The organism is Azospirillum sp. (assembly GCF_035628975.1).
GTDB lineage: Bacteria > Pseudomonadota > Alphaproteobacteria > Azospirillales > Azospirillaceae > Azospirillum.
Genome location: NZ_DASPIS010000046.1, coordinates 37,406 through 56,625 on the forward strand (window position 1 = coordinate 37,406; position 19,220 = coordinate 56,625).

Annotated in this window: 18 protein-coding genes and 1 pseudogene; 8 read left to right on the forward strand and 11 right to left on the reverse strand. The window is 68.0% G+C overall.

Annotation, left to right across the window (positions count from 1 at the left end; genetic code table 11):
- Window positions 1-9: 9 nt before the first annotated feature.
- The 10 genes from VD964_RS09995 to VD964_RS10040 form a co-directional block, all read right to left on the reverse strand.
- Window positions 10-1,221: an ABC transporter substrate-binding protein gene (locus VD964_RS09995; protein WP_324868121.1), complete on the reverse strand. Its 1,212-nt coding sequence runs from the start codon at window positions 1,219-1,221 to the stop codon at window positions 10-12.
- A 108-nt stretch (window positions 1,222-1,329) separates the two neighbouring features.
- Window positions 1,330-2,139 (reverse strand): enoyl-CoA hydratase/isomerase family protein, encoded by an 810-nt coding sequence (locus VD964_RS10000; protein ID WP_324868123.1) that lies wholly within the window; start codon window positions 2,137-2,139, stop codon window positions 1,330-1,332.
- The gene (locus VD964_RS10005; RefSeq protein WP_324868125.1) at window positions 2,136-3,731 is read right to left on the reverse strand and encodes an AMP-binding protein; all 1,596 of its coding nucleotides are present in this window, start codon (window positions 3,729-3,731) and stop codon (window positions 2,136-2,138) included. Before VD964_RS10005 ends, VD964_RS10000 begins: the two co-directional genes overlap by 4 nt.
- Entirely contained in the window at window positions 3,724-4,254 is a 531-nt protein-coding gene (locus tag VD964_RS10010; protein WP_324868127.1) for a (2Fe-2S)-binding protein, read from the reverse strand. The genes VD964_RS10005 and VD964_RS10010 overlap by 8 nt, the downstream gene beginning before the upstream one ends.
- The gene (locus VD964_RS10015) at window positions 4,242-5,078 is read right to left on the reverse strand and encodes an FAD binding domain-containing protein (RefSeq protein ID WP_324868129.1); all 837 of its coding nucleotides are present in this window, start codon (window positions 5,076-5,078) and stop codon (window positions 4,242-4,244) included. The genes VD964_RS10010 and VD964_RS10015 overlap by 13 nt, the downstream gene beginning before the upstream one ends.
- A complete protein-coding gene (locus tag VD964_RS10020) occupies window positions 5,075-8,131 on the reverse strand; it encodes a xanthine dehydrogenase family protein molybdopterin-binding subunit (protein ID WP_324868131.1) in 3,057 nt (1,018 codons plus the stop codon). Before VD964_RS10020 ends, VD964_RS10015 begins: the two co-directional genes overlap by 4 nt.
- A gap of 105 nt (window positions 8,132-8,236) precedes the next feature.
- Entirely contained in the window at window positions 8,237-9,112 is an 876-nt protein-coding gene (locus VD964_RS10025) for an AraC family transcriptional regulator (RefSeq protein WP_324868133.1), read from the reverse strand.
- Between the two features lie 353 nt (window positions 9,113-9,465).
- Entirely contained in the window at window positions 9,466-10,116 is a 651-nt protein-coding gene (locus tag VD964_RS10030; RefSeq protein ID WP_324868135.1) for a DedA family protein, read from the reverse strand.
- Window positions 10,110-10,262 carry a hypothetical protein gene (locus VD964_RS10035; RefSeq protein ID WP_324868137.1) on the reverse strand — a complete coding sequence of 51 codons (153 nt, stop codon included), beginning with the start codon at window positions 10,260-10,262 and terminating at the stop codon, window positions 10,110-10,112. The genes VD964_RS10030 and VD964_RS10035 overlap by 7 nt, the downstream gene beginning before the upstream one ends.
- 73 nt (window positions 10,263-10,335) lie before the next feature.
- A complete protein-coding gene (locus tag VD964_RS10040; protein WP_149226886.1) occupies window positions 10,336-10,833 on the reverse strand; it encodes a ferritin-like domain-containing protein in 498 nt (165 codons plus the stop codon).
- Between the two features lie 309 nt (window positions 10,834-11,142).
- Between VD964_RS10040 and VD964_RS10045 the strand changes: the two genes are divergently transcribed.
- The 8 genes from VD964_RS10045 to VD964_RS10080 all read left to right on the forward strand — a co-directional run bounded on the left by VD964_RS10045 (window position 11,143) and on the right by VD964_RS10080 (window position 18,901).
- Window positions 11,143-12,114, forward strand: coding sequence for an amino acid ABC transporter permease (locus VD964_RS10045; protein WP_324868140.1), 972 nt, complete (start codon window positions 11,143-11,145; stop codon window positions 12,112-12,114).
- Window positions 12,115-12,187: 73 nt separating this feature from the next.
- Window positions 12,188-13,027, forward strand: a complete 840-nt coding sequence (locus tag VD964_RS10050; protein WP_324868142.1) for a transporter substrate-binding domain-containing protein — start codon at window positions 12,188-12,190, stop codon at window positions 13,025-13,027.
- 95 nt (window positions 13,028-13,122) lie between these two features.
- Window positions 13,123-14,436, forward strand: coding sequence for an FAD-binding oxidoreductase (locus VD964_RS10055; protein ID WP_324868144.1), 1,314 nt, complete (start codon window positions 13,123-13,125; stop codon window positions 14,434-14,436).
- 32 nt (window positions 14,437-14,468) lie between these two features.
- Window positions 14,469-15,056 carry an Lrp/AsnC family transcriptional regulator gene (locus VD964_RS10060; protein WP_324868146.1) on the forward strand — a complete coding sequence of 196 codons (588 nt, stop codon included), beginning with the start codon at window positions 14,469-14,471 and terminating at the stop codon, window positions 15,054-15,056.
- 69 nt (window positions 15,057-15,125) lie between these two features.
- Entirely contained in the window at window positions 15,126-15,464 is a 339-nt protein-coding gene (locus tag VD964_RS10065) for a hypothetical protein (RefSeq protein ID WP_324868148.1), read from the forward strand.
- Window positions 15,424-16,689, forward strand: a complete 1,266-nt coding sequence (locus VD964_RS10070; protein ID WP_324868150.1) for a bifunctional nicotinamide-nucleotide adenylyltransferase/Nudix hydroxylase — start codon at window positions 15,424-15,426, stop codon at window positions 16,687-16,689. Before VD964_RS10065 ends, VD964_RS10070 begins: the two co-directional genes overlap by 41 nt.
- 125 nt (window positions 16,690-16,814) lie before the next feature.
- Window positions 16,815-18,131, forward strand: coding sequence for a nicotinate phosphoribosyltransferase (locus tag VD964_RS10075; RefSeq protein WP_324868152.1), 1,317 nt, complete (start codon window positions 16,815-16,817; stop codon window positions 18,129-18,131).
- A 17-nt stretch (window positions 18,132-18,148) separates the two neighbouring features.
- Window positions 18,149-18,901, forward strand: a complete 753-nt coding sequence (locus VD964_RS10080) for an isochorismatase family protein (protein WP_324868154.1) — start codon at window positions 18,149-18,151, stop codon at window positions 18,899-18,901.
- Between the two features lie 66 nt (window positions 18,902-18,967).
- Here VD964_RS10080 and VD964_RS10085 read toward each other — a convergent pair.
- Window positions 18,968-19,220 (reverse strand): annotated as a pseudogene (locus VD964_RS10085) (TetR/AcrR family transcriptional regulator); the annotation flags it as partial.

Genomic DNA, 19,220 nt, shown 5'->3' on the forward strand with positions numbered 1-19,220 from the left:
AACGGTTCCTCAGAAGCGGGTGCACTGGTCCGGCCCGATGGCCGCGTCGCCCGGAACGGTGCCGACCACATCGAAGCGGGTGCTGCCGCCGTCCGCCGCGATACGCACGGCATACATGTCCTGGACGGCCTGATGGTCGCCCGCCCGCATGGTCTTGGCGCCCTGCGGCGTGCTCCAGCTCAGCCCCTCCATCGCCTTGCGCAGCGCGTCGGTGTCGGTGCCGCCGGCCTTCTCCACCGCGGCCTTGAAGAAGCCGATCAGGCCGTAGCTGTCAGCGCCGTAAAGGTCGGGGGCGGCGTCGTAGGCCTTGCGGAAAGCGGCGACGAAAGCCTTGTTCTCGGGCGTCGCCAGTTCCGCCGAATAGCCGACGCCGGTGACAAAGCCTTCGGCCGCCTTGCCGATGGCGCCGATGTTCTGGGCGGTCACGGTGCCCGACGCGCCGACGATGGTCAGGTTGCGCAGCAGCCCGTACTCGCTCATCTGCGTCAGCAGGCGCACGGTGTCGTTGCCGGCGGTGGAGGTGTAGAGCACGCTGGGCCGCGCGGCGCGGAGTTGGCCGAAATACTGCGAATAATCCTTGCTGCCGAGCGGCGCGAATACTTCGCCGGTCGATTGTGCGCCGGTCTTCTCCGCCGCCGCCTTGAATGCCGCGACGGTGGACCGTCCCATCTCGTAGTCGGGGCCGAGATAATAGACCTTGGCCTTAGGCTTGTCCTTGGCCAGCCATTCCGCCAGCGCCGCCGACTGCTGCCCCGCCCGCGCATTCACCCGGAAGACGTTGGGCGAGCATTTGTCGGTGGTGATGGCGTCTGAGAAGGAGACGGTGGTGGCGATCAGCCTGCCGTTGCGCTCCGCCAGCTGCCCGACCGCCAGGGTAGAGCCGGAATTGACCGTGCCGGTCAGGAAATCGACCTTGTTGACCTGGAACAGCTTCTCCGCCTTCTGGGTTGCGACGGCGGGGTTGGCCTCCTCGTCCTCGAACAACAGCTCGACCTGACGGCCGAGGATGCCGCCGGCGGCGTTGACCTCCTTCGTCGCCAGTTCCAGGCCCCAGCGGACCTGCTGGCCGATCGGCGCGTAGGTGCCCGACAGCGGGGTCACCACCCCGATGCGGATCGGCTCGGCCGCCTGCGCCGCCCCCGGGGCTGCCAGTGAAGCCGCCAACAGGGCCAGCAGCAGCGGCAGGGCATGGACTGACCTTGGAAGAGCGTTCTTGGACATGGATGGTCTCCCTCACTGGCGCGATGCCGCGCCCTGTTGTCGGAAATGCGGCGCCTGCTCGTTCGATGGCGGGCGCTCATGCCGGTGCCGTGACCGGCGTGGCGGGGATCAGATCCCCTTGAAGGCGGGCTTGCGCTTCTCGTGGAAGGAGGCGACGCCCTCCTTGAAATCCTCCGAGCCGCGCAGGCGGCCGTAGGCCTGCCCCTCGATCTCGATGGCGCCGTTGACCGACACGTTGTTGCCGCTGTTCAGCACCCCCTTGATCGTGCGCTGGGCCAGCGGCGAGAAGCCGCGCAGTTCGTCCACCAGGGCGGCGACCGTCGCTTCCAGTTCGGCGTCGGCGACGCAGTCGGTGACGAAGCCCCAGTCGGCGGCCTGCCGGCCGGGGACGCGCCTGGCCCGCATCACCATGTCCTTGGTCCGGCAGATGCCGATCATGTGCAGCAGGCGGGCCGACCCGCCGGAACCGGGGATCATGCCGATGCGCATCTCCGGCAGGGCGAACTGCGCGGTTTCGGACGCGATCCGGAAGTCGCAGGCCAGCGACAGCTCGAAACCGACACCAAAGCAATAGCCGCGAACCTGGGCGATCACCGGCTTGCGGCAGCGTTCCGGAGCGGCGATGTTGACGGCCAGTTCGGACACATGTTCCGCCGGCATTTCCATGAAGCCGGCGATGTTGCCGCCGGACGAGAAATTCTCGCCCTCGGCACGCAGGACGATCACCCGCACCCTGTGATCGCGGTCGAGCGCCGCGAACACGGCGGCGAACTGGTCGCGCTGGAGCATGCTGACGATGTTGAAGGGCGGGCGGTGCAGCACGATGTCGGCGCGCTCCTTGGCCTCGTCGATCTCCACGCGGAAACCGTCGAGGTTGGCGAGCAGGCTGTCGGTGCTGACGAAACGGTAGGGGGTCACGGTCGGAAACTCCATGGCTGAAGGCTTTGTTCGGTCGGGCTCAGTTCCGGCGCGAATTCGCCGGCCTGGAGCTTGCGGCGCAGGATCTTGCCGACCGGCGATTTCGGGATTTCATCGAGGAAGACGTAATCGCGCGGGCGCTTGAAGTTGGCGAGGCCGGAACTGCGGCAATGGTCGTCGAGATCCCTCGCCTCGACACCGCGGGCGCGCTTGACGAAGGCGACGACCCGCTGGCCCCAGCGCTCGTCGGGCAGGCCGGCGACCGCGACCTCCAGCACGCCGTCATGCAGCGACAGGACGCTTTCGATCTCGACCGGCGAGACGTTCTCGCCGCCGGTGATGATCATGTCGTCGACCCGGCCGGTGACGAACAGGTCGCCGTCGCCGTCGAGAAAGCCGATGTCTCCGGTGAAGTACCAGCCGGCATGCAGCGCCTTGGCGTCGGCGTCCGGCCGCTTCCAGTAGCCTTCGAAGGCTTCGTCGCCGGACAGATCGGCGACGATCTGCCCCTCCTCCCCGGCAGCGGTCCGCTCGTCGGGATCGAAGCTGCCGAGGCGGACGATGCGGATGCGCTGGTTCAGCGCCGCCTTGCCGGCCGAACCCGGCTTGGCCGGCGCGTTCTGGTCGATGGTGAAGGTGTAGATCTCGGACGAGCCGTAATGGTTGACGAACAGCTCGGGCCGGAAGGCGGCGTCGAGCCGCTTCAGCAGGCCGTCGGTCATCGACGCCCCGGCGAAGCCGAGCTTGCGCACCGAAGACACGTCGGTTTGCGCGAAATTCGGGTCGGCCAGCAGATCGTGGTACAGCGTCGGCACCAGATAGAGGCAGGTCAGGCGTTCCGCCGCGATCAATTCCAGCGCGCGGGCCGTATCGAACCGCGGCAGGCAGACGAAGCAGCCGTCGATCAGCGCCATCGCCAGCAGGGAGCGCACCCCCATCGTGTGGTAGAGCGGCATCACCCCCAGCGTGCGCTCGCCCCGGCGGTAGCAGTTCTGCGCGACATGGGCGACGGCGGAGGCCCGCTCCGTCCGGTGGCGGCGCGGCACGCCCTTGGGCTTGCCGGTGGTGCCGGAGGTGTAGAGGAACAGCGAGACATCCTCGGCCGTGGCGCGGGGATGCGCGTGAGCCGGCTCGCTTTCCAGCAGGTCGGCGAAGCGGTGGTCGGTTCGGAGTCCGCCCCCATTTCCTGGATCGCCGACCGCCCAATCGCCGATCACAATGCGGGGCAAAGCCTGCGCCGCGGCGGAGCCCCGGACGGCGTCGGCCGACACCTCCTGATAGAACAGGGCCCGCACCTCGGCATTGGGCAGGCAGTAGTCCAGCTCGTCGGCTTTCACCCGCCAGTTCAGCGGCACGACGGCGATGCCGGCCAGTTGGCAGGCCCAATGGAGGGTCGCCATCTCCCAGCTGTTCTGCAACGCGGTGGCGACGCGGTCGCCGGGATGCAGGCCGAACCGGTCGAAGGCGCCGACCAGCCGGCGGATGCGCTCCAGCCATTGCGCGTAGGTCAGCCGCAGGTCGCCGTCGACGATGGCGACCGCGTCGGGGCTGCGCTCCGCGCTGGCCAGGATGCTGCGGCCGAGGTCAAACATCGGCGGCCTCCGTCCTCGTCCGGTCGGTGACGTCCATCACGGCGCGGACGATGCCGGCATAGCCGGTGCAGCGGCAAAGATGGCCGCTCAGCATGTCGCGTAGCTCCTCTTCGGTTGGCTTGGGGTTGCGGCCCAGGTAATCGGTCAGCGACATCAGGATGCCCGCCGTGCAGAAGCCGCATTGCAGGGCGTGATGGCGGCGGAACGCCTCCTGGAGCGCGGTCATGCGTCCCTGGTTGGCCTGCGCCAGCCCTTCGACGGTGTCGATGCGCCGGCCGTCGGCCTGGACCGCCAGCGTCAGGCAGGCGCGGACCGCCACGCCGTCGATGCGGACGGTGCAGGCGCCGCATACGCCATGCTCGCAGCCGACGCGGGTGCCGTGGGCGCCCAGTTCATGGCGCAGGAAATCGCTCAGCAGCAGGCGCGGGTGTGCGTGGCCGGTGCGCGGCGTGCCGTTCAGGACGACGGAGACGGCGTGGCGCGTCTCCGCCGCCAGCGGCGATGTGGATTTCAGCGGCGGCATGACAAGGCTTCCTCAAGGACGGTACGGCCGATCCGGCGGACGAGGTCGCGGCGGTAGCGCGCGGTGGCGTGCTGGTCGTCGTCGCCGCCGAGATCCCAGGCGAAGGCGTTCAGCGCCTCGTCGAGATCCGGCGGCAGCCCGCCGGCAACCAGCGGCCAGGACCGGAGGGCCGGCCGGTCGGCGACCCCGCCGACGGCGACGCTGGCGCGCTCTCCATCGACCGTGGCTGCGCAGGCGGTGATGGCGAAATCGCCGTGCCGCATCGACAGCTCGCGGAAGGCATGGCCGCTGCCCGGCCGGGCGAGCGGGAAGCGGACGGATTCGACGATCTCGTCCGCCGCCTTCACCGTGGTCAGCGGTCCCAGGAAGAAGTCGGCGGCGGGCACGGTGCGGCGGCGGCGCAGGTTGCGCAGCACCACCTCGCCGCCGGTGGCGACCAGACAGAGCGGCGTCTCGGCGCTGGGGTCGGCATGGGCGACGGAGCCGCAGAGCGTGCCGCGGTTGCGGGTCTGGAAATGGCCGACCCACGGCAGGGCGGCTGCCAGCAGCGGAACCTCCCGCGCCAGGGTCGGGCGGGCCAGCACCTCGGCCTGGGTGACGGCGGCGCCGACGGTCAGCCAGCCGTTCTCGGCGCGCAGCGTGCGCAGTTCCTCCAGCCGGCCGAGGTCGATCAGCAGGCGCGGCTGGACCAGCCGCATGTTCAACATCGGCATCAGCGACTGGCCGCCGGCGATCACGCGGGCGTCCTCACCCCCGGCCGCCAGCGCCGCCAGCGCGTCGGCGACCGTCGCCGGCCGCAGATAGTCGAAGGATGCGGGTTTCATCGGGCGATCCCCAGAAGGCGCAGCAGACGCGCCAGAAGTGACGGCTGTTCGGCCGGAGCAGCGGAGCCACCGGCCCGGGCGGCCAGCTTTTCGAAGAACTGGCCGATCAGCAGGCGGGACGCGCTGTCGAGCATCCGGCCGCCGACCGCGGCGACCTTGCCGCCGACCGACGCGCCGTAGCGGTAGGTGACGCGCGTGCCGGTGGCCGTGCGTTCCAGCGTGACATGCCCGGTGCCGGTGCCCGATCCCAGTGCGCTGGTGCCGCTGCCGGTCAGGGTCAGCGCGTTGGGCGGGTCGAGGTCGGACAAGGCGACCTCCGCGATATAACGGCCGCGCACTGGTCCGATTCCGACCACCACCTCCGCCCGGTAGGCGTTGGGACCGACGAGGTCTAACGCCTCGCAGCCGGGCAGCAGCGCCGCCAACTCCTTGGGATCGAGCAGGATGGCCCAGACCTGTTCGGGCGTGGCCGGCACCTCGCGGCTGCCCTCCCCGGTCAGACCGCGCCCGCCCGGTGCGGCGGTCGGCGGCGGTGTCTCCCTGGCGCCACCGGCGGGTGCCGGTCGCGGCGGTTCCGGCGGATGGATCAGCGCAGCCAGCTTGGCCGGGGTGATCGGCAGGGACGGCACCTCGCCCGCCGATACGCCGGACACCGACAATCCGGACAGGGCGTCCGCCACCGCGTTGGCGAGGCAGACCGGGGTGCTCATGCAGTTCCCCTCCCCCACCCCCTTGGCGCCGAGCGGCGTCACCGGTGACGGGCTTTCGCGGTGGAGGATGACCGGAACCGGCACCTCGCAGGCGGTCGGCACCAGATAATCGGCGAAGGTGCCGGACAGGAACCGGCCATCGTCGCCATAGGCGTATTCCTCGTACAGCGCGGTGCCGACGGCATGGGCGAAGCCGCCCAGGATCTGGCCTTCCACCAGCAGCGGGTTCAGCAACCGTCCGGCGTCGTGCATGGTGACGTAGCGGTCGATCCGCGGCGCCCCCGTCGCCCGGTCGATCTCCACTCCGCAGAAATCGAAGATGAAGCCATAGCAGGCGGAGCTGTTGATGTGGTCGGCATCGGTCGGCGCCTTCAGCGGCTCCGGCGTCCAGAAGGCGGTCTCGCGCAGCGCCGCCTCCTGCCCGTCGGGCAGCGTTCCCGGCGACCAGTGGCCGGCGGCGGCGACGCGGGAGAACGACAAGCCGTTGTCCGGATTGGCGGCGGAGAAGACCTTGCCGCCGGCGAAGCGCACATCCTCCGCCCGGCAGTTGAGCTGCCCGGCGACCAGCACCGCCATGCGGCCGCGCAGCCGGGTCGCCGCCACCTGGGCCGCCCCCGCCACCGCCCCGGCGAAGCGGCTGGAATAATTGCCCGACGCGATCGACCAGGCGTCCTTGCCGGTGTCGAGGTCGGTGTTGACGCGGATGTCCTCGAACCGCAGGCCGAAGACGTCGGCCACCACCTGGGCCAACACGGTGCGGTGCCCCTGCCCCTGGGGTGCGGAGGCCACCGTCACCGACACGCCGCCGGTGGGATCGACCGCGACGCTGGCGGTCGCCTGCGCTCCGTTCTTCGGCCCGGCCTTGCGCCGTTCCTCGGCGGTCAGGACGGTGGTGATGTAGCCCATGTTGGAAATCGACGGCTCGACCACCGCGGCGTAGCCGATGCCGTACAGGCGCCCCTCCGCCCGCAGAGCGTCGCGCCGCGCCTTCAGCGCGTCGAGTGCGCCCTCGCGCACCGCCTGCTCCAGCGTCGCGCGGTAGTTGCCGCTGTCGAGCATCCCGCCCGACGCGGTGCGGTAGGGCATGGCGTCAGCCGCCACCAGATTGCGGCGGATGACATCGAGCGGGTCCAGCCCAAGTTCCGCCGCCACGCGGTTCATCAGCCGCTCCAGCCCGTAATAGAGCTGTCCGCCACCGAAGCCTCGGTTGAGGCCGGTCGGCGTCTTGTTGGTGACGACGATGCGGTTGGTCACCGCCAGATCGGGAATGTCGTAGGCGCCCGTCAGGTTGCCGTGGTTGCGGTAGAGCGAGGCCGGTTCCGGCGCCCGCAGATAGGCGCCGCAGTCTTCGGTCTGCTCCATCCGCAGCGCCAGCACCCGGCCGTTCGGTTCCACCGCCGCGTCGATGCGCATGCGGCGCGCGGTGGCGGAGGTGGCGGCCATCAGATGCTCCAGCCGGTCCTCCACCCACTTCACCGGCCGGCCGGCGACACGGGCGCACAGCCCCATCAGCACGACATAGGGGAAGACCGCCTGCTTGTTGCCGAAGCTGCCGCCGGAATGGGGCGGGGTCTTCAGCCGCAGCCGCGATCCCGGCACGTTCAGCGCGCGGGCCATCACCGGATGGACGGCGAAGGGGCCGGAGAAGTTCGACAGCACCTCGTAGGAATCCTCGGCCGCGTCGTAGTCGGCCAGGACGACGAAACACTCCATCGGGGTGCAGGAATTGCGGGGATATTCGACCTCGACCGACACGGTGCGGGCGGCGCGGGCGAAGGCGGCGTCAGGGTCGCCGTAGCGGAAGCTGCGGCTGTTGACGAGGTTGGACCCCACCGCCGGGTGCAGCGGCTCCGATCCTTCGTCCAAAGCCTGGGTGATCGAGGTCACCGGCGGCAGCGAGCGATAGCGCACCTCGATCCGGTCGAGCGCGTCTTCGGCCTGATAGCGGCTGTCGGCCAGCACCACCGCCACCGGTTCGCCGACATGGCGCACGCGGTCGATGGCGAGGCACCAATGCTCCATCGGCGCCCGGACGCCGACCAGGAAGGCGCCGGCAAGGCGCTTGGCGTCGGCTCCGGTGACCACGGCGGCGACGCCGGGCACCGCCAGGGCGGCGGCTGTGTCGATGCCCAGCAGATCCGCATGGGCGTGGGGCGAGCGCAGGATCGCGGCCTGCAGGGTGCCGGGCTTCACCGGCAGATCGTCGGCATAGCGGGCGACGCCGGTCAGCAGCGCCGCATCCTCCACCCGCGGCATCGCGCGGCCGACGAACGGGGCCGCCGCCGACTGCGCCGGATCGCCTTCTATTCCAGTGGTCTGCGTGGCGGTCTGCGTGGCCGTCATCGTCATCCTCCCGTTACCGGGGGAGACTAGACCGTTCGCCAAGCAAAGCTTTTACCGTGGAGTGTCGCGATTTACCCTAGCGTCTCATTTTCGCGCGTCTCATCGTCAGGCATGCCCGGCCTCGGGCGTTCCCCCGCCCGGCCGGTCAACCAGATTGACGACGCGGCGGTATTCGGTGGGCGTCACGCCCTGGTGGTTGCGGAAGAAGCGGCTGAAATGGCTGGGCGCCGAAAAGCCGAGCCGCCCGGACACCTCGGTCGCGCTCTCCAGACCGGCGGCCATGGCGTCGATCGCCGCCTCCATCCGCAGCACGTTGAAATAGAGCGCCGGGGTGATCGCCATCGTCTGCTGGAACAGCCGGAACATGTGGGCGCGCGACAGGCCGGCGGCGGCGGCGACGCGGCCGGCGTCGAACTCCTCCCCCAAGCTCCCCCGCATGAAGCGGATGGCCTGACGGATGCGGAAGTCGCCGGCCGCCGGGGCGGCACAGCGCGCGCCGCCCAGCCTCCGCCATTCGGAAAAGCGGTCGATGATGGCGATCATCAGGTCGAACAGCGCCTCCTCCATCCGTTCGCCCGACGGGTCGTCATACAGCAGTTCCGCCGCCATGCGGTCGGCCAGCCGGCGGATGTGCGGCGTCAGCTCTCCGCAGGACTGCGCGAAGAAGCCGGGATTGCCGCTGGCGTTGAGTTCGCGCTGCATGGCGCCGAGCCAGCGCGGCTCGATGTACAGCGCCAGGATCACCGTGCGCGGGGCGCCCGGCTGATGGGCGTAGGAATGGGCCTCCCAGCTGTTGACCAGCACCGCGGTGTCGTCGCGAAGCGGGTAGAGCCGTTCCCCCACCGCGAAGCGCGTGTCCGCGCCGGAGGCCTTGATCAGCACATGGCAATGGGGATGCGCGTGATGGATCAGCGCGTTGTCCATGTCCAGCAGCGCGACGCGGCCGAAGCTTCCCTGATGGATGCGCATCGCTTTCGACATGGCCGCCCGTCCCTTTCCACACGCCCGCAGCCATCGGCTGCCGGGACGCTCTTTGATCATTTGTTTGACAAGCTAATCGTCAATGCCAGCCTTTACCAGAGCCATCGGACAGGAACGGTCGGACGCGCGGCTGTCGGCGGCAGCACAATGGGCAGCATCAAATCATCAAGAGGGCGCCCCGCCGTATAAGGGACCTTCAACAAGCTACGGACACGCTTGCCGAACATCTCCAGGCACGGCGGGACACGCCAAAGTAGCCCACACCCTCCGGCTGCGCGATTAGGGATGACCCTGCGACAGGAGGTCCGGCGGAGTGAACCGGACGGACGTCGTCGGGAAGCTGAGGACAGGGATCAACACCCCGTTGGTTCCGGCAGCCCGGCAACGGGAGGAGCGGGCGCACAGGACTTCGCCACCCCTTGTTCCGCACTGCCGCCGGCGGCCGGTGCGGTGCGGACGCCTGTTCCGCTCAAGTCGTAGCCGGTCCAGGCAAGATGGCCGGGCGACATCAGCAGCGGAGCCCAGATCACGGCCGACAGGACATTGAATGTCTGAAATTTCCGATGGGGCATCGCCATCATGCCGGCCGTCGTCGGCACCACCGCGCGCAACGGGCCGATGAAGCGCGCCAGGAACACGCTCTTGCTTCCATGACGCTGGAAGAAGGCTTCGCCACGGCGGCGCAGTTCGGGTTGCCTGCTCAACGGCCATATCCGGAACATGTGCTCGCCATAGCGGCGGCCCAGCCAGTAGGAGGTCGCGTCCCCCAGGATGGCGCCGCCCGCGATCGCCAGATAGACCGACCAGAAATCGAGAACGCCCGCGCCTACGAGCGCGCCGGCCGCGGTCAGCATGACGACGCCGGGAATAAGAAGCCCGACGAGTGTCAGCCCCTCCGCAAACGCCATCAGGAAGATGATGGCTTCCGCCCAGTCCGCATGCGTTTCGATGAAGGCGGCGACAGCGGCCCCCTGGGCTGCGAAATCCGGCAGTCCCGTCAGCAAGGCGTTTGCGCCCGCGTCGTCCCGATCCTCGCAGGACGCTGGCTGACGACAAGCCGTCGATGCAGGTCGGTCATGAAAAGCGCCACGTCCTTTTCCAAGTCCTTTTCCAAGTCGGTGAAGCTGCCGAAGTTCCAAAATGCGATCATGCCCGATTTATCGCATGCGGGGCAATCGAAGCAAGCGGCGGCCGCGCATCGGCACGGCCGCCACCCACACCGGTCAGGCCGCCTTGAAGGCGCGCTGATTGACCTCGCCCTCGGCAAGCTGGGTCAGCTTCTCGTCCGTCGCCTTCTCCTCGCTGAGAGTCTCATCGAGCAGCTTGGCGATGTCCGTCATTCCGCACGTCTCCGCCAAAGTCCTGAGGGAGCCGTAGCTGGCAATCTCGTAATGCTCGACCTTTTGGGCGGCCATGATCAGGGCGACATCGAGAACCTCCGGCGAAAGGCCCTGGTCCATGATCTCCTCGGCTTCCTCGATCAGACCCTGGGTCGCTTCGCAGGTGTTGCCCGCCGGATCGGCCTGGAGGATCTGGAAGATCCGCTCCAGCCGCTTGACCTGCCCATCGGTCTCCTGGAGATGGGTCTGGAACGCCTGCTTCAACTGAGGAGACGAGGCCGCTTCCGCCATCGCGGGCAGCGCCTCGAGGATCTGGGTCTCGGAACTGTATGCGTCCTGAAGCTCCTCGATGAGGAGATCCTTCAATGCTTCCTTGGACATGCTGGTGCTCCTGACTGCTGATTCCGGTGAGTGCGGTTGGCAAGGGCGCCATAGCCTCAACAGGGGTGCGGCACATTCAATGCGGCACCCCCCTCGAATTGGCTGTCGGCAGGGCTAGGATGCGGCACGCCCGCTCGCCCCACCGCCCTCAATCCGGCGGGTCCAGCCGTCGTAACGCAGGGTCTTACCCGGCAGTTTTCCGCAATTTACCGCCAAAGCCGGCGGATTGGCGGATACCGCCCGTCGCACAGCCGGTACAGGCTGATGGACGGACTGTGGGTGAAACGCACGGAAGGGAAAGACGCAGGCATGTACCATGACCATGTGCGCCGGGACAGATTGACGAACAAGGCGTGGTTCCTGGGCGTGCTGGCGCTCGCCATCACAGCGGCCGGCATCCTTGGCGGCATCGGGCACACCGGCCTTGCCGCCGCCTTCGCGCCGGTCACCGCGGCCCTGCCGGGCGGCGAAGCGCTGGTGAGCGTCTGGGCCGCTCTCGGCCTTGCGCTGATCCTCACGCTGAACGTCCATCTTCTCGGCCGGCTCAGCCTTCGGCTGCAGGTCGCCGCCGTCTGGCTGGAAGTGCTCAGCCTGTTCCTGGTCTTCTTCTACAGTTTCGACCTGTCCTACAGCTTCATCCTGGGCAAGCTGTCGTTCCTGATCACCCAGGGCGTCGCCACGACGCTGTACATCTCGGCGATTTCCATCGCCATCGCCTTCGTCCTGGCCATGATCGGCGCCATCGCGAGGCTGTCGAACAATGGCTTCGCCATCGCCATCTCGTCCTTCTACACGTCCTTCTTCCGCGGCGTGCCGCTGCTGATCCAGATCTACCTGATCTATCTCGGCATTCCGCAGCTGGGCTACGTCATCGGGGCTATTCCGGCCGGCGTGGCGGCGCTGTCGCTGTGCTACGGCGCCTATATGACGGAGATCTTCCGCGCCGGAATCATGAGCATCCCCAAGGGCCAGTGGGAGGCCGCGCGCGCGCTGGGCTTCGGGCCGATGCACACGCTGGTGCTGATCATCCTGCCGCAATCCCTGCGCCTGATCATCCCGCCGACCGGCAACCAGTTCATCGCCATGCTGAAGGACAGCTCGCTCGTCTCGGTGATCGGCGTGTGGGAATTGATGTTCCTCGCCCGCACCCAGGGCCGCGACGAGTTCCGCCACCTGGAAATGCTGATCACCGCCGCCGCCCTTTATTGGCTGATCTCCATCGTCCTGGAGCAGTTGCAGGCCCGGCTGGAGCGCCGACTGGCGCGCGGCCACCGCCACTGAGCCGGTCCGCTCTTGTCCCAAGAATTCAAATCGTCCGAACGCCAAGGCTTCCCCTCACGTCAGGAGACCGTCCATGAGCCTGCTCAAATCCCTGTGCCTCGGCGCTGCCGCCATCGGCGCGCTCGCAATTTCCACCGGTGCCGCCAATGCGGGCGCCACGCTGGACCGCATCACGCAGAAAAAGGAAATGGTGGTGGCGACCGCCGCCAACTGGCCGCCGCAATCCTTCATGAACAAGGACAACCAGCTTGACGGCTTCGACGTCGAGGTGGCCAAGGAGATCGCCAAGCGGCTGGGCGCGACGGCCCGCTTCATCACGCCGGAATGGGGCATCATAACCGCCGGCAACTGGAACGGCCGCTGGGACGTCTCCGTCGGCTCGATGACGCCGACGACCGGCCGGACCCGTGTGCTCGACTTCCCGGCGATCTATTACTACACGCCCTATGTCTTTGCCGTTCACAAGACATCGAAGCTGGACAGCCGCGCGGCGCTGAACGGCAAGACCGTCGGGGTCGAAGGCGGCACGACCTCCGAGGATTACATCGGCGGGAAGCTGAAGATCGACGCCGTCGGCGTCCCCGACTTCACGGCTGACGTGAAACCCGGCACCGTCAAGACCTACGGCGACAGCGTCGGCCCGCTGGACGACCTGCGGCTCGGCGACGGCGTGCGGGTTGACGCCATCGTCTCCGCCCTGCCGACCGTCGAGGCGGCGGTGAAGCGCGGCTATCCGATCCGCGCCATCAACGACAAGCCGGCCTACCACGAGCCGCTGGCCATCGCCATCGACAAGGGTGACGCGGAGCTGAACGCCAAGCTGACGGAGATCGTGGCCGCTCTGAAGGCGGACGGCACGCTGAAGTCGCTGTCGGAGAAGTGGTACGGCATGGACTACACCGTCGCCAAATGAGGCAGCCGGAGGTCGGCCGCACCGCTCCCCCGGCGGCCGGCCTCCGCCCGCTTCCCGAAAACTGACACCAATCCGGCAAACGGAACCCAACCGGCATGCGTGACTACCCGAACACCTATTACAGCGCCACCCGCCGACCGGCGAGCGACCACGCCCCTCTGCGCGGTACGGTGACGGCCGACGTCTGCGTGGTCGGCGGCGGCTTGGCCGGCCTGTCCACGGCCTGGGAACTGATCCGGCGCGGCCGTTCGGTCGCGCTGCTGGAGGCGCAGCGGATCGGTTGGGGAGCATCCGGCCGCAACGGCGGCTTCGTCCTGCAGGGCTGGTCGGAGGGGCTGCGAACCATCGAGGCCCGCTGCGGCCGGGATCATGCCCGCGCGCTGTTCGGCCTTTCGGTGGAAGGCGTGGAGATCGTCCGCGACACCATCGCCGGCCATTCCCTGCCCGGCTGCAACCCGACCACGGGGAAGCTCGGCGTCACCCGCTATGAGGCGGCGGACCAGTTGCAGCGCCACCGCGACCACATGGCGCGGACCTACGGCTATGAGTTCGCCTACATCGACCGCCCGACGCTGCGCGGCCTGCTGAAAAGCGACATCTATTTCCAGGCCCTGCGCGACCCGGTCGGCTTCCATTTCCACCCGCTGAACTATTGCCTCGGCCTTGCCGACCTGATCGCCGGCGCCGGCGGGCGGCTGTTCGAGGGCACCGCCATGATCGGCATGAGCCGCACCGACACGCCCGGCCCCGGCGGCCGCTGGCGGGTGGATACGGTGGACGGTTCGGTCATGTGCCACGACGTGGTGATGTGCGGCGGCGGCTACGGCGGGCCGGAGTTCGGTCCCCTGCGCCGGGCCTTCCTGCCGATCGCCACCTATGTCGTGCTGACCGAGCGGCTGGGCGACCGACTGGCGGATTTCGTCGCGACCACCGACGCTGTCGGCGACGACCGTCGTTCCTCCGACTATTACCGCATCGTCGACGGCGACCGCCTGCTGTGGGGCGGACGGATCACCACCCGCTATGAACAGGACGAAAAGCGCTTGGCCGCCCTGCTGCGCCGGGATATCAGCGGGGTCTTCCCCGGCCTTGCCGATGTGCGGATCGAAAAGGCATGGTCGGGCTTGATGGGATACGCGCGCCACAAGATGCCGCATATCGCCAAAGTTGAAGAAGGGTTGTGGAGCTGTTCGTCCTTCGGCGGACATGGCATGAACACGGCGCCGATCGGCGGGCGCGTCGTTGCCGAGGCGATCACCGGCGAAAGCGACCGGATTCGGTTTTTCGCCCCTTACGGTTTGACCTGGAATGGCGGTATCTTCGGCCCCCCTGCCGCGGAAATGGTCTATGCGGGACTGCGCCTGATGGACTTCTGGCAGGAGTCGCGATCCCGGCGCCAGGGTTCTTAAGGTATCGGCCACCGATGCGAGGGGATGAGGGTATGTCTGGGCCGGGCAACGAACAGGGTTTCCGCCTGACGGACAAGGACAAGCAACTCCTCGCCCTGTTGCAGAAGAACGCGCGGGAACCGACCTCCGCGCTCGCCCGCAAGATCGGCGTGTCGCGGACGGCCCTGCAGGAGCGCATCCAGCGGCTGGAAACCGCCGGCGTGATCGAGGGCTATTCGGTCCGCATCAACCACAGCAAGCTGATCTACACCGTCAACTGCTTCACCATGGCGGTCTGCAACAACAAGACCTATTCCGACGTCATCGCCCAGATGCGGACGATGGAGGCGGTGCAGGCGGTGTACGCCATTTCCGGCGACTGGGATTTCGTCATCCATGTCGCCACGGAAACACTGGAGAAGCTGAACACCGAACTGACGCGGATCAACATGATCAAGGGCGTCGTCCGCACCACCTCCTGCATCGTCATGGAGACGAAATTCGACCGCCGGCTCGCCTTCATGGGCAGGATGGGAGCCAATCTGCTCGAGAATGCCGCCGATCTGCCGGCATCGGGACATGACGCCGAGGCGGCATGCGCGTCGCCGGGCGGAAGCGGAGAAGACCGGGCCGCGGATTGATGCGCCGGCCGGTTTTGGGCCGTTTCGACGCCCGCGCTGTTCACGCAGCAGACGCGTCGGAGATTTCACTTGTCCACCAAGCCCAGCCCGCTCACCACCCCCGATGGCCGCTACATCGTGGTGCGCGGACGTCTGTGGCGTGCGGCCAACCCGGCCTTGTCCGATGAGGCCCGCGCCGGCCTGATCGCCGATCTGATGCGGGCCCGCCGGGCCGTGGCGGCCGCACGGCGTTCTGCCGACCGCAGCGCGGAAGCGGCGGCCCACGCCGCCGTCGATCAGGCCAAACAGGCTCTCGGCGAGCGGGGACCTGTCTGGTGGTCCGATGGTGCGCCGGATCTGAACCGGCACATGATCCGGACCACACCCTATGCCGCCTGGTTCCGTATCGTCAGCGCAGGCGACCTCTGAATCCCGGCTGCGCGGCGCCGCCAACCGTATTGCTCCCAAAGAGCATATCCAGAGCTTGAGAAACGTCTGCCTCGGCCGTATCGTCAGTGTTCCGCAGATAGACTGCGGCGTTCTTTCAGCAAGGAGCTTGCTGAGCATGCCACCCATCACCGTCACCGGACGCGAGTCCGGAGCCCTGAAGTTTGATTTCCTGGTCTTCGTCGGCCGCTTCCGTCCTTTCCATCTCGGCCATCTCGCCGTCATGAAGCGGGCCCTGTCGCTGGGGCGGCATCTGATCGTGCTGGTCGGATCCTCGCGTCAGGCGCGCAGCCACCGCAACCCCTTCCGCTTCGAAGAGGTTCGCTCCTGCATAGCGGGAGCCTTCACACCGGAAGAGTGCGAGCGCATCACGGTGCTTCCCCTGATCGACCGCTACAACGACCTGGAATGGATCCGCGATGTTCAGGCTGCGGTGCACGGCGTCGTCGTGCAGCACCACCGGCCTGCCGACGGCTCGGCCCCCAGGGTCGGCCTGATCGGCCATTCGAAGGACCACAGCAGCTACTATCTGCGCATGTTCCCGCAATGGGGCGCCGTGGAATGCATGAACTGCCGGGGGATTTCGGCCACACCCATCCGCGATGCCTATTTCATCGACGCGGCGGCGGCGCTGGAGACGTGGAAAGACGCGCTGCCCGCGAATGTCGCCGCCTTCATGGCGGAGTTCGCGCGCACCGACGAGTACAAGCGGCTGGCCGAGGAAAGCGCCTACATTGCCAAATACAGGTCCGGGTGGGCCAACGCTCCCTACCCTCCGACCTTTCTGACCGCCGATGCCGTGGTGGTCCTGTCCGGGCACGTCCTGCTGGTCGAGCGCCGGGGCCTGCCCGGACGCGGCCTGCTGGCCCTCCCCGGCGGCTTCGTCGGTCAGCATGAGCGGATCAAGGACGCCATGATCCGGGAATTGCGGGAAGAGACGAAGCTCAAGATTCCGGCGGGCTTCCTGGAGGGCGGCATCCGCGCCAGCCAGATCTTCGATCACCCCTACCGCTCGTCGCGCGGGCGCACGGTGACCCAGGCCTTCCTCATCCAGCTCAAGGCCACCGACGAAGGCTTCCCCAAGGTGCGTGGCGGTGACGACGCCAAATCGGCGCGCTGGATGCCGATCGCGGAAATCGATCCCGAACGGATGTTCGAAGATCACTTCCACATCATTCAGACCTTGATCGCCTCGTCCAACGCCTGAACACGCTGTCCGTCAGCCTCCGGGCGTCGTCATCGCCGCGCGGACCCACGGGCCGGGCCGGCGCCCGCCGGCCACCAAACAGTACGGGCTGTGCCCCGGTCAGCCGAGAACAGGAGGTTTCAGCCATGCTCGTCAATTTCAGCAGCCGCGCCCACAACCACAATTTCGCCACCGACTTCATCGTCCGCTCGCTGCTCGACACCGACTGGTACAAGCTGGCGATGCTGCAGTTCATCTGGCGGCATTTCCGCGACGTGAAGGTCCGCTTCAGCCTGATCAACCGCACCCGGTCGGTGAAGCTCGCCCGGATCATCGACGAGGCCGAGCTGCGCCGCCAGCTCGACAATGTGCGCTCGCTACGCCTGAAGCGGTCCGAAGCGGTCTGGCTCCAGGGCAACACCTTCTACGGCCAGCGCGGGATCTTCCGGCCCGAGTTCGTAGCCTGGCTCGCCGATGGATTCGCCCTGCCCGACTACCGGCTGTCGGAGGAGGACGGCCAGTGGCGCCTGGATTTCGAGGGGTCGTGGGCGATGACGACGATGTGGGAAATCTACGCGCTCAGCATCATCAACGAACTGAAGACGCGCGCCGCGCTGGCGAGCATGACGGAAACCGAACTCGACATCCTCTACGCCCGCGCCAAGGTCCGCCTCTGGGACAAGATCGAACGGTTGCGCCCGCTCGAACACCTCAGCCTCTCGGATTTCGGCACCCGGCGGCGGCACAGCTTCCTCTGGCAGGAATATGTCGTGGAGACGATGGCGGCTGAACTCGGCCCGCGCTTCATCGGCACCTCCAACACCCATCTCGCCATGAAGCACGATCTGGAGGCCATCGGCACCAACGCGCACGAGCTGCCCACGACGGTCGCAGCGCTGGCGCGGACCGAAGACGACCTGCGCGCCGCACAGTACGAGGTCCTGCGGCTGTGGCAGGAGACCTATGGCGGCGCGATGCTGGTGTTCCTGCCCGACACCTTCGGATCGACCCAGTTCCTCAGGAACGCGCCGGACCTGGTGGCGGACTGGACCGGCATGCGGGTGGACAGCAAGGAGCCGGTGGCGGCAGGCGAGGAATACATCGCCTGGCTGGAGCGGCATGGCCGCGATCCGCGGGAGAAGCGCGTTCTGTTCAGCGACGGGCTGGACGTCGAGGACATCCTGCGGCTCCATCGGACCTTCGGCGGCCGCATCCGCGACGGCTACGGCTGGGGCACCCTGCTGACCTCGGACTTCCGGGGCTGCCATCCGCGCAACGGCCAAGGACTCGATCCGCTGAGCCTCGTCTGCAAGGTGACGGCGGTCGAGGTGGACGGCGCCTGGAAGGGAGCGGTCAAGCTCAGCGACAATTACGAGAAGGCCACCGGGCCGGCCTCCGAGGTCGCCCGCTACCGCGCCATCTTCGGCACCGAGGGCGTCGCGAACGTGCCCGTACTGGTCTGAACCTGAGGAGACGCATCATGACCGAACCGATCATCAGCCCGGCCGCCGCGCTGGGGGCCGTCGCGGCCACACTGCCGGTGCGCAGGACCACCGTGGCCCTGGCCGAAAAGGGGGTTGGAAAGCTCGACGTCGATCCCGTGAAGGGCTTCGCCGCCATCGGCGGCGGCAATCTGGCGCCGCCGTCGGCCAACGCCCAGGTCACCCGTATGATCGCCGAGATCGACCGCACCAACCGGCTGTTCATCGAGGCCGGCCACCCCATCGCGGTGTTCCTGGACACCCATGAGCCGGGCAAGCCCGAGCATCCCTACCCGCCCCACTGCGAAGCCGGCACCGGCGAAGAGGATCTGGTCGAGGAATTGTCGTGGCTGGACGGCGCCCCCGGCGTCACGCTGATGCGCAAGGACTGCATCAACGGCGTGGTCGGGACGACCGACCTCGCGACCGGCCGGAACCGGCTGTTCGACTGGATCGCGGGAAACGGCATCGAAACGCTGGTGGTGGACGGCATCTGCACCGACATCTGCGTGCTCCAGGCGGTGCAGGCCCTGCTGTCGGCGCGCAACCACGGCATGACCGGGCCGCTGCGCGAGATCGTCGTGTATGAGCCGGGATGCGCCACCTACGACCTGCCGCTCGCCACGGCCCGCGTCCTCGGCCTGCCCGACACCGCGGCCCACCCGCAGATGGTCGCCCACCACATCGGGCTTTATCTGATGCAGGCGAGCGGCGCGGTCATCGCCGACGAGCTTTTCCTTCAAACCCCGTAAGACGGACGAGCCGGCTCTTTCCGCATATTGGCCTTCTTCAAGGCCTGAGGATGCCCCGCTCAGGGCTCAGGGTTTGGTCAGGCTGGTGCGTGCCGCCTCCAGGATCTCGTCCGACAGGTCCGGGTCGTCGACGGCACGGGCGAGGATGAGGGCACCGACCATCCCCGACAGGGTGGCAAGCGCCGCCTTGCGCTTCGCCTCCTCCGAGCGGCCCGGCACCAGCCGCTGCAGCATGTCGATGAAGGGGCGCAATCCCCGGGTGAAGGCACTGCGCGCCACGCCGCCCTGCCGGGCCACATCGACGCCAAGCGCCGCGATG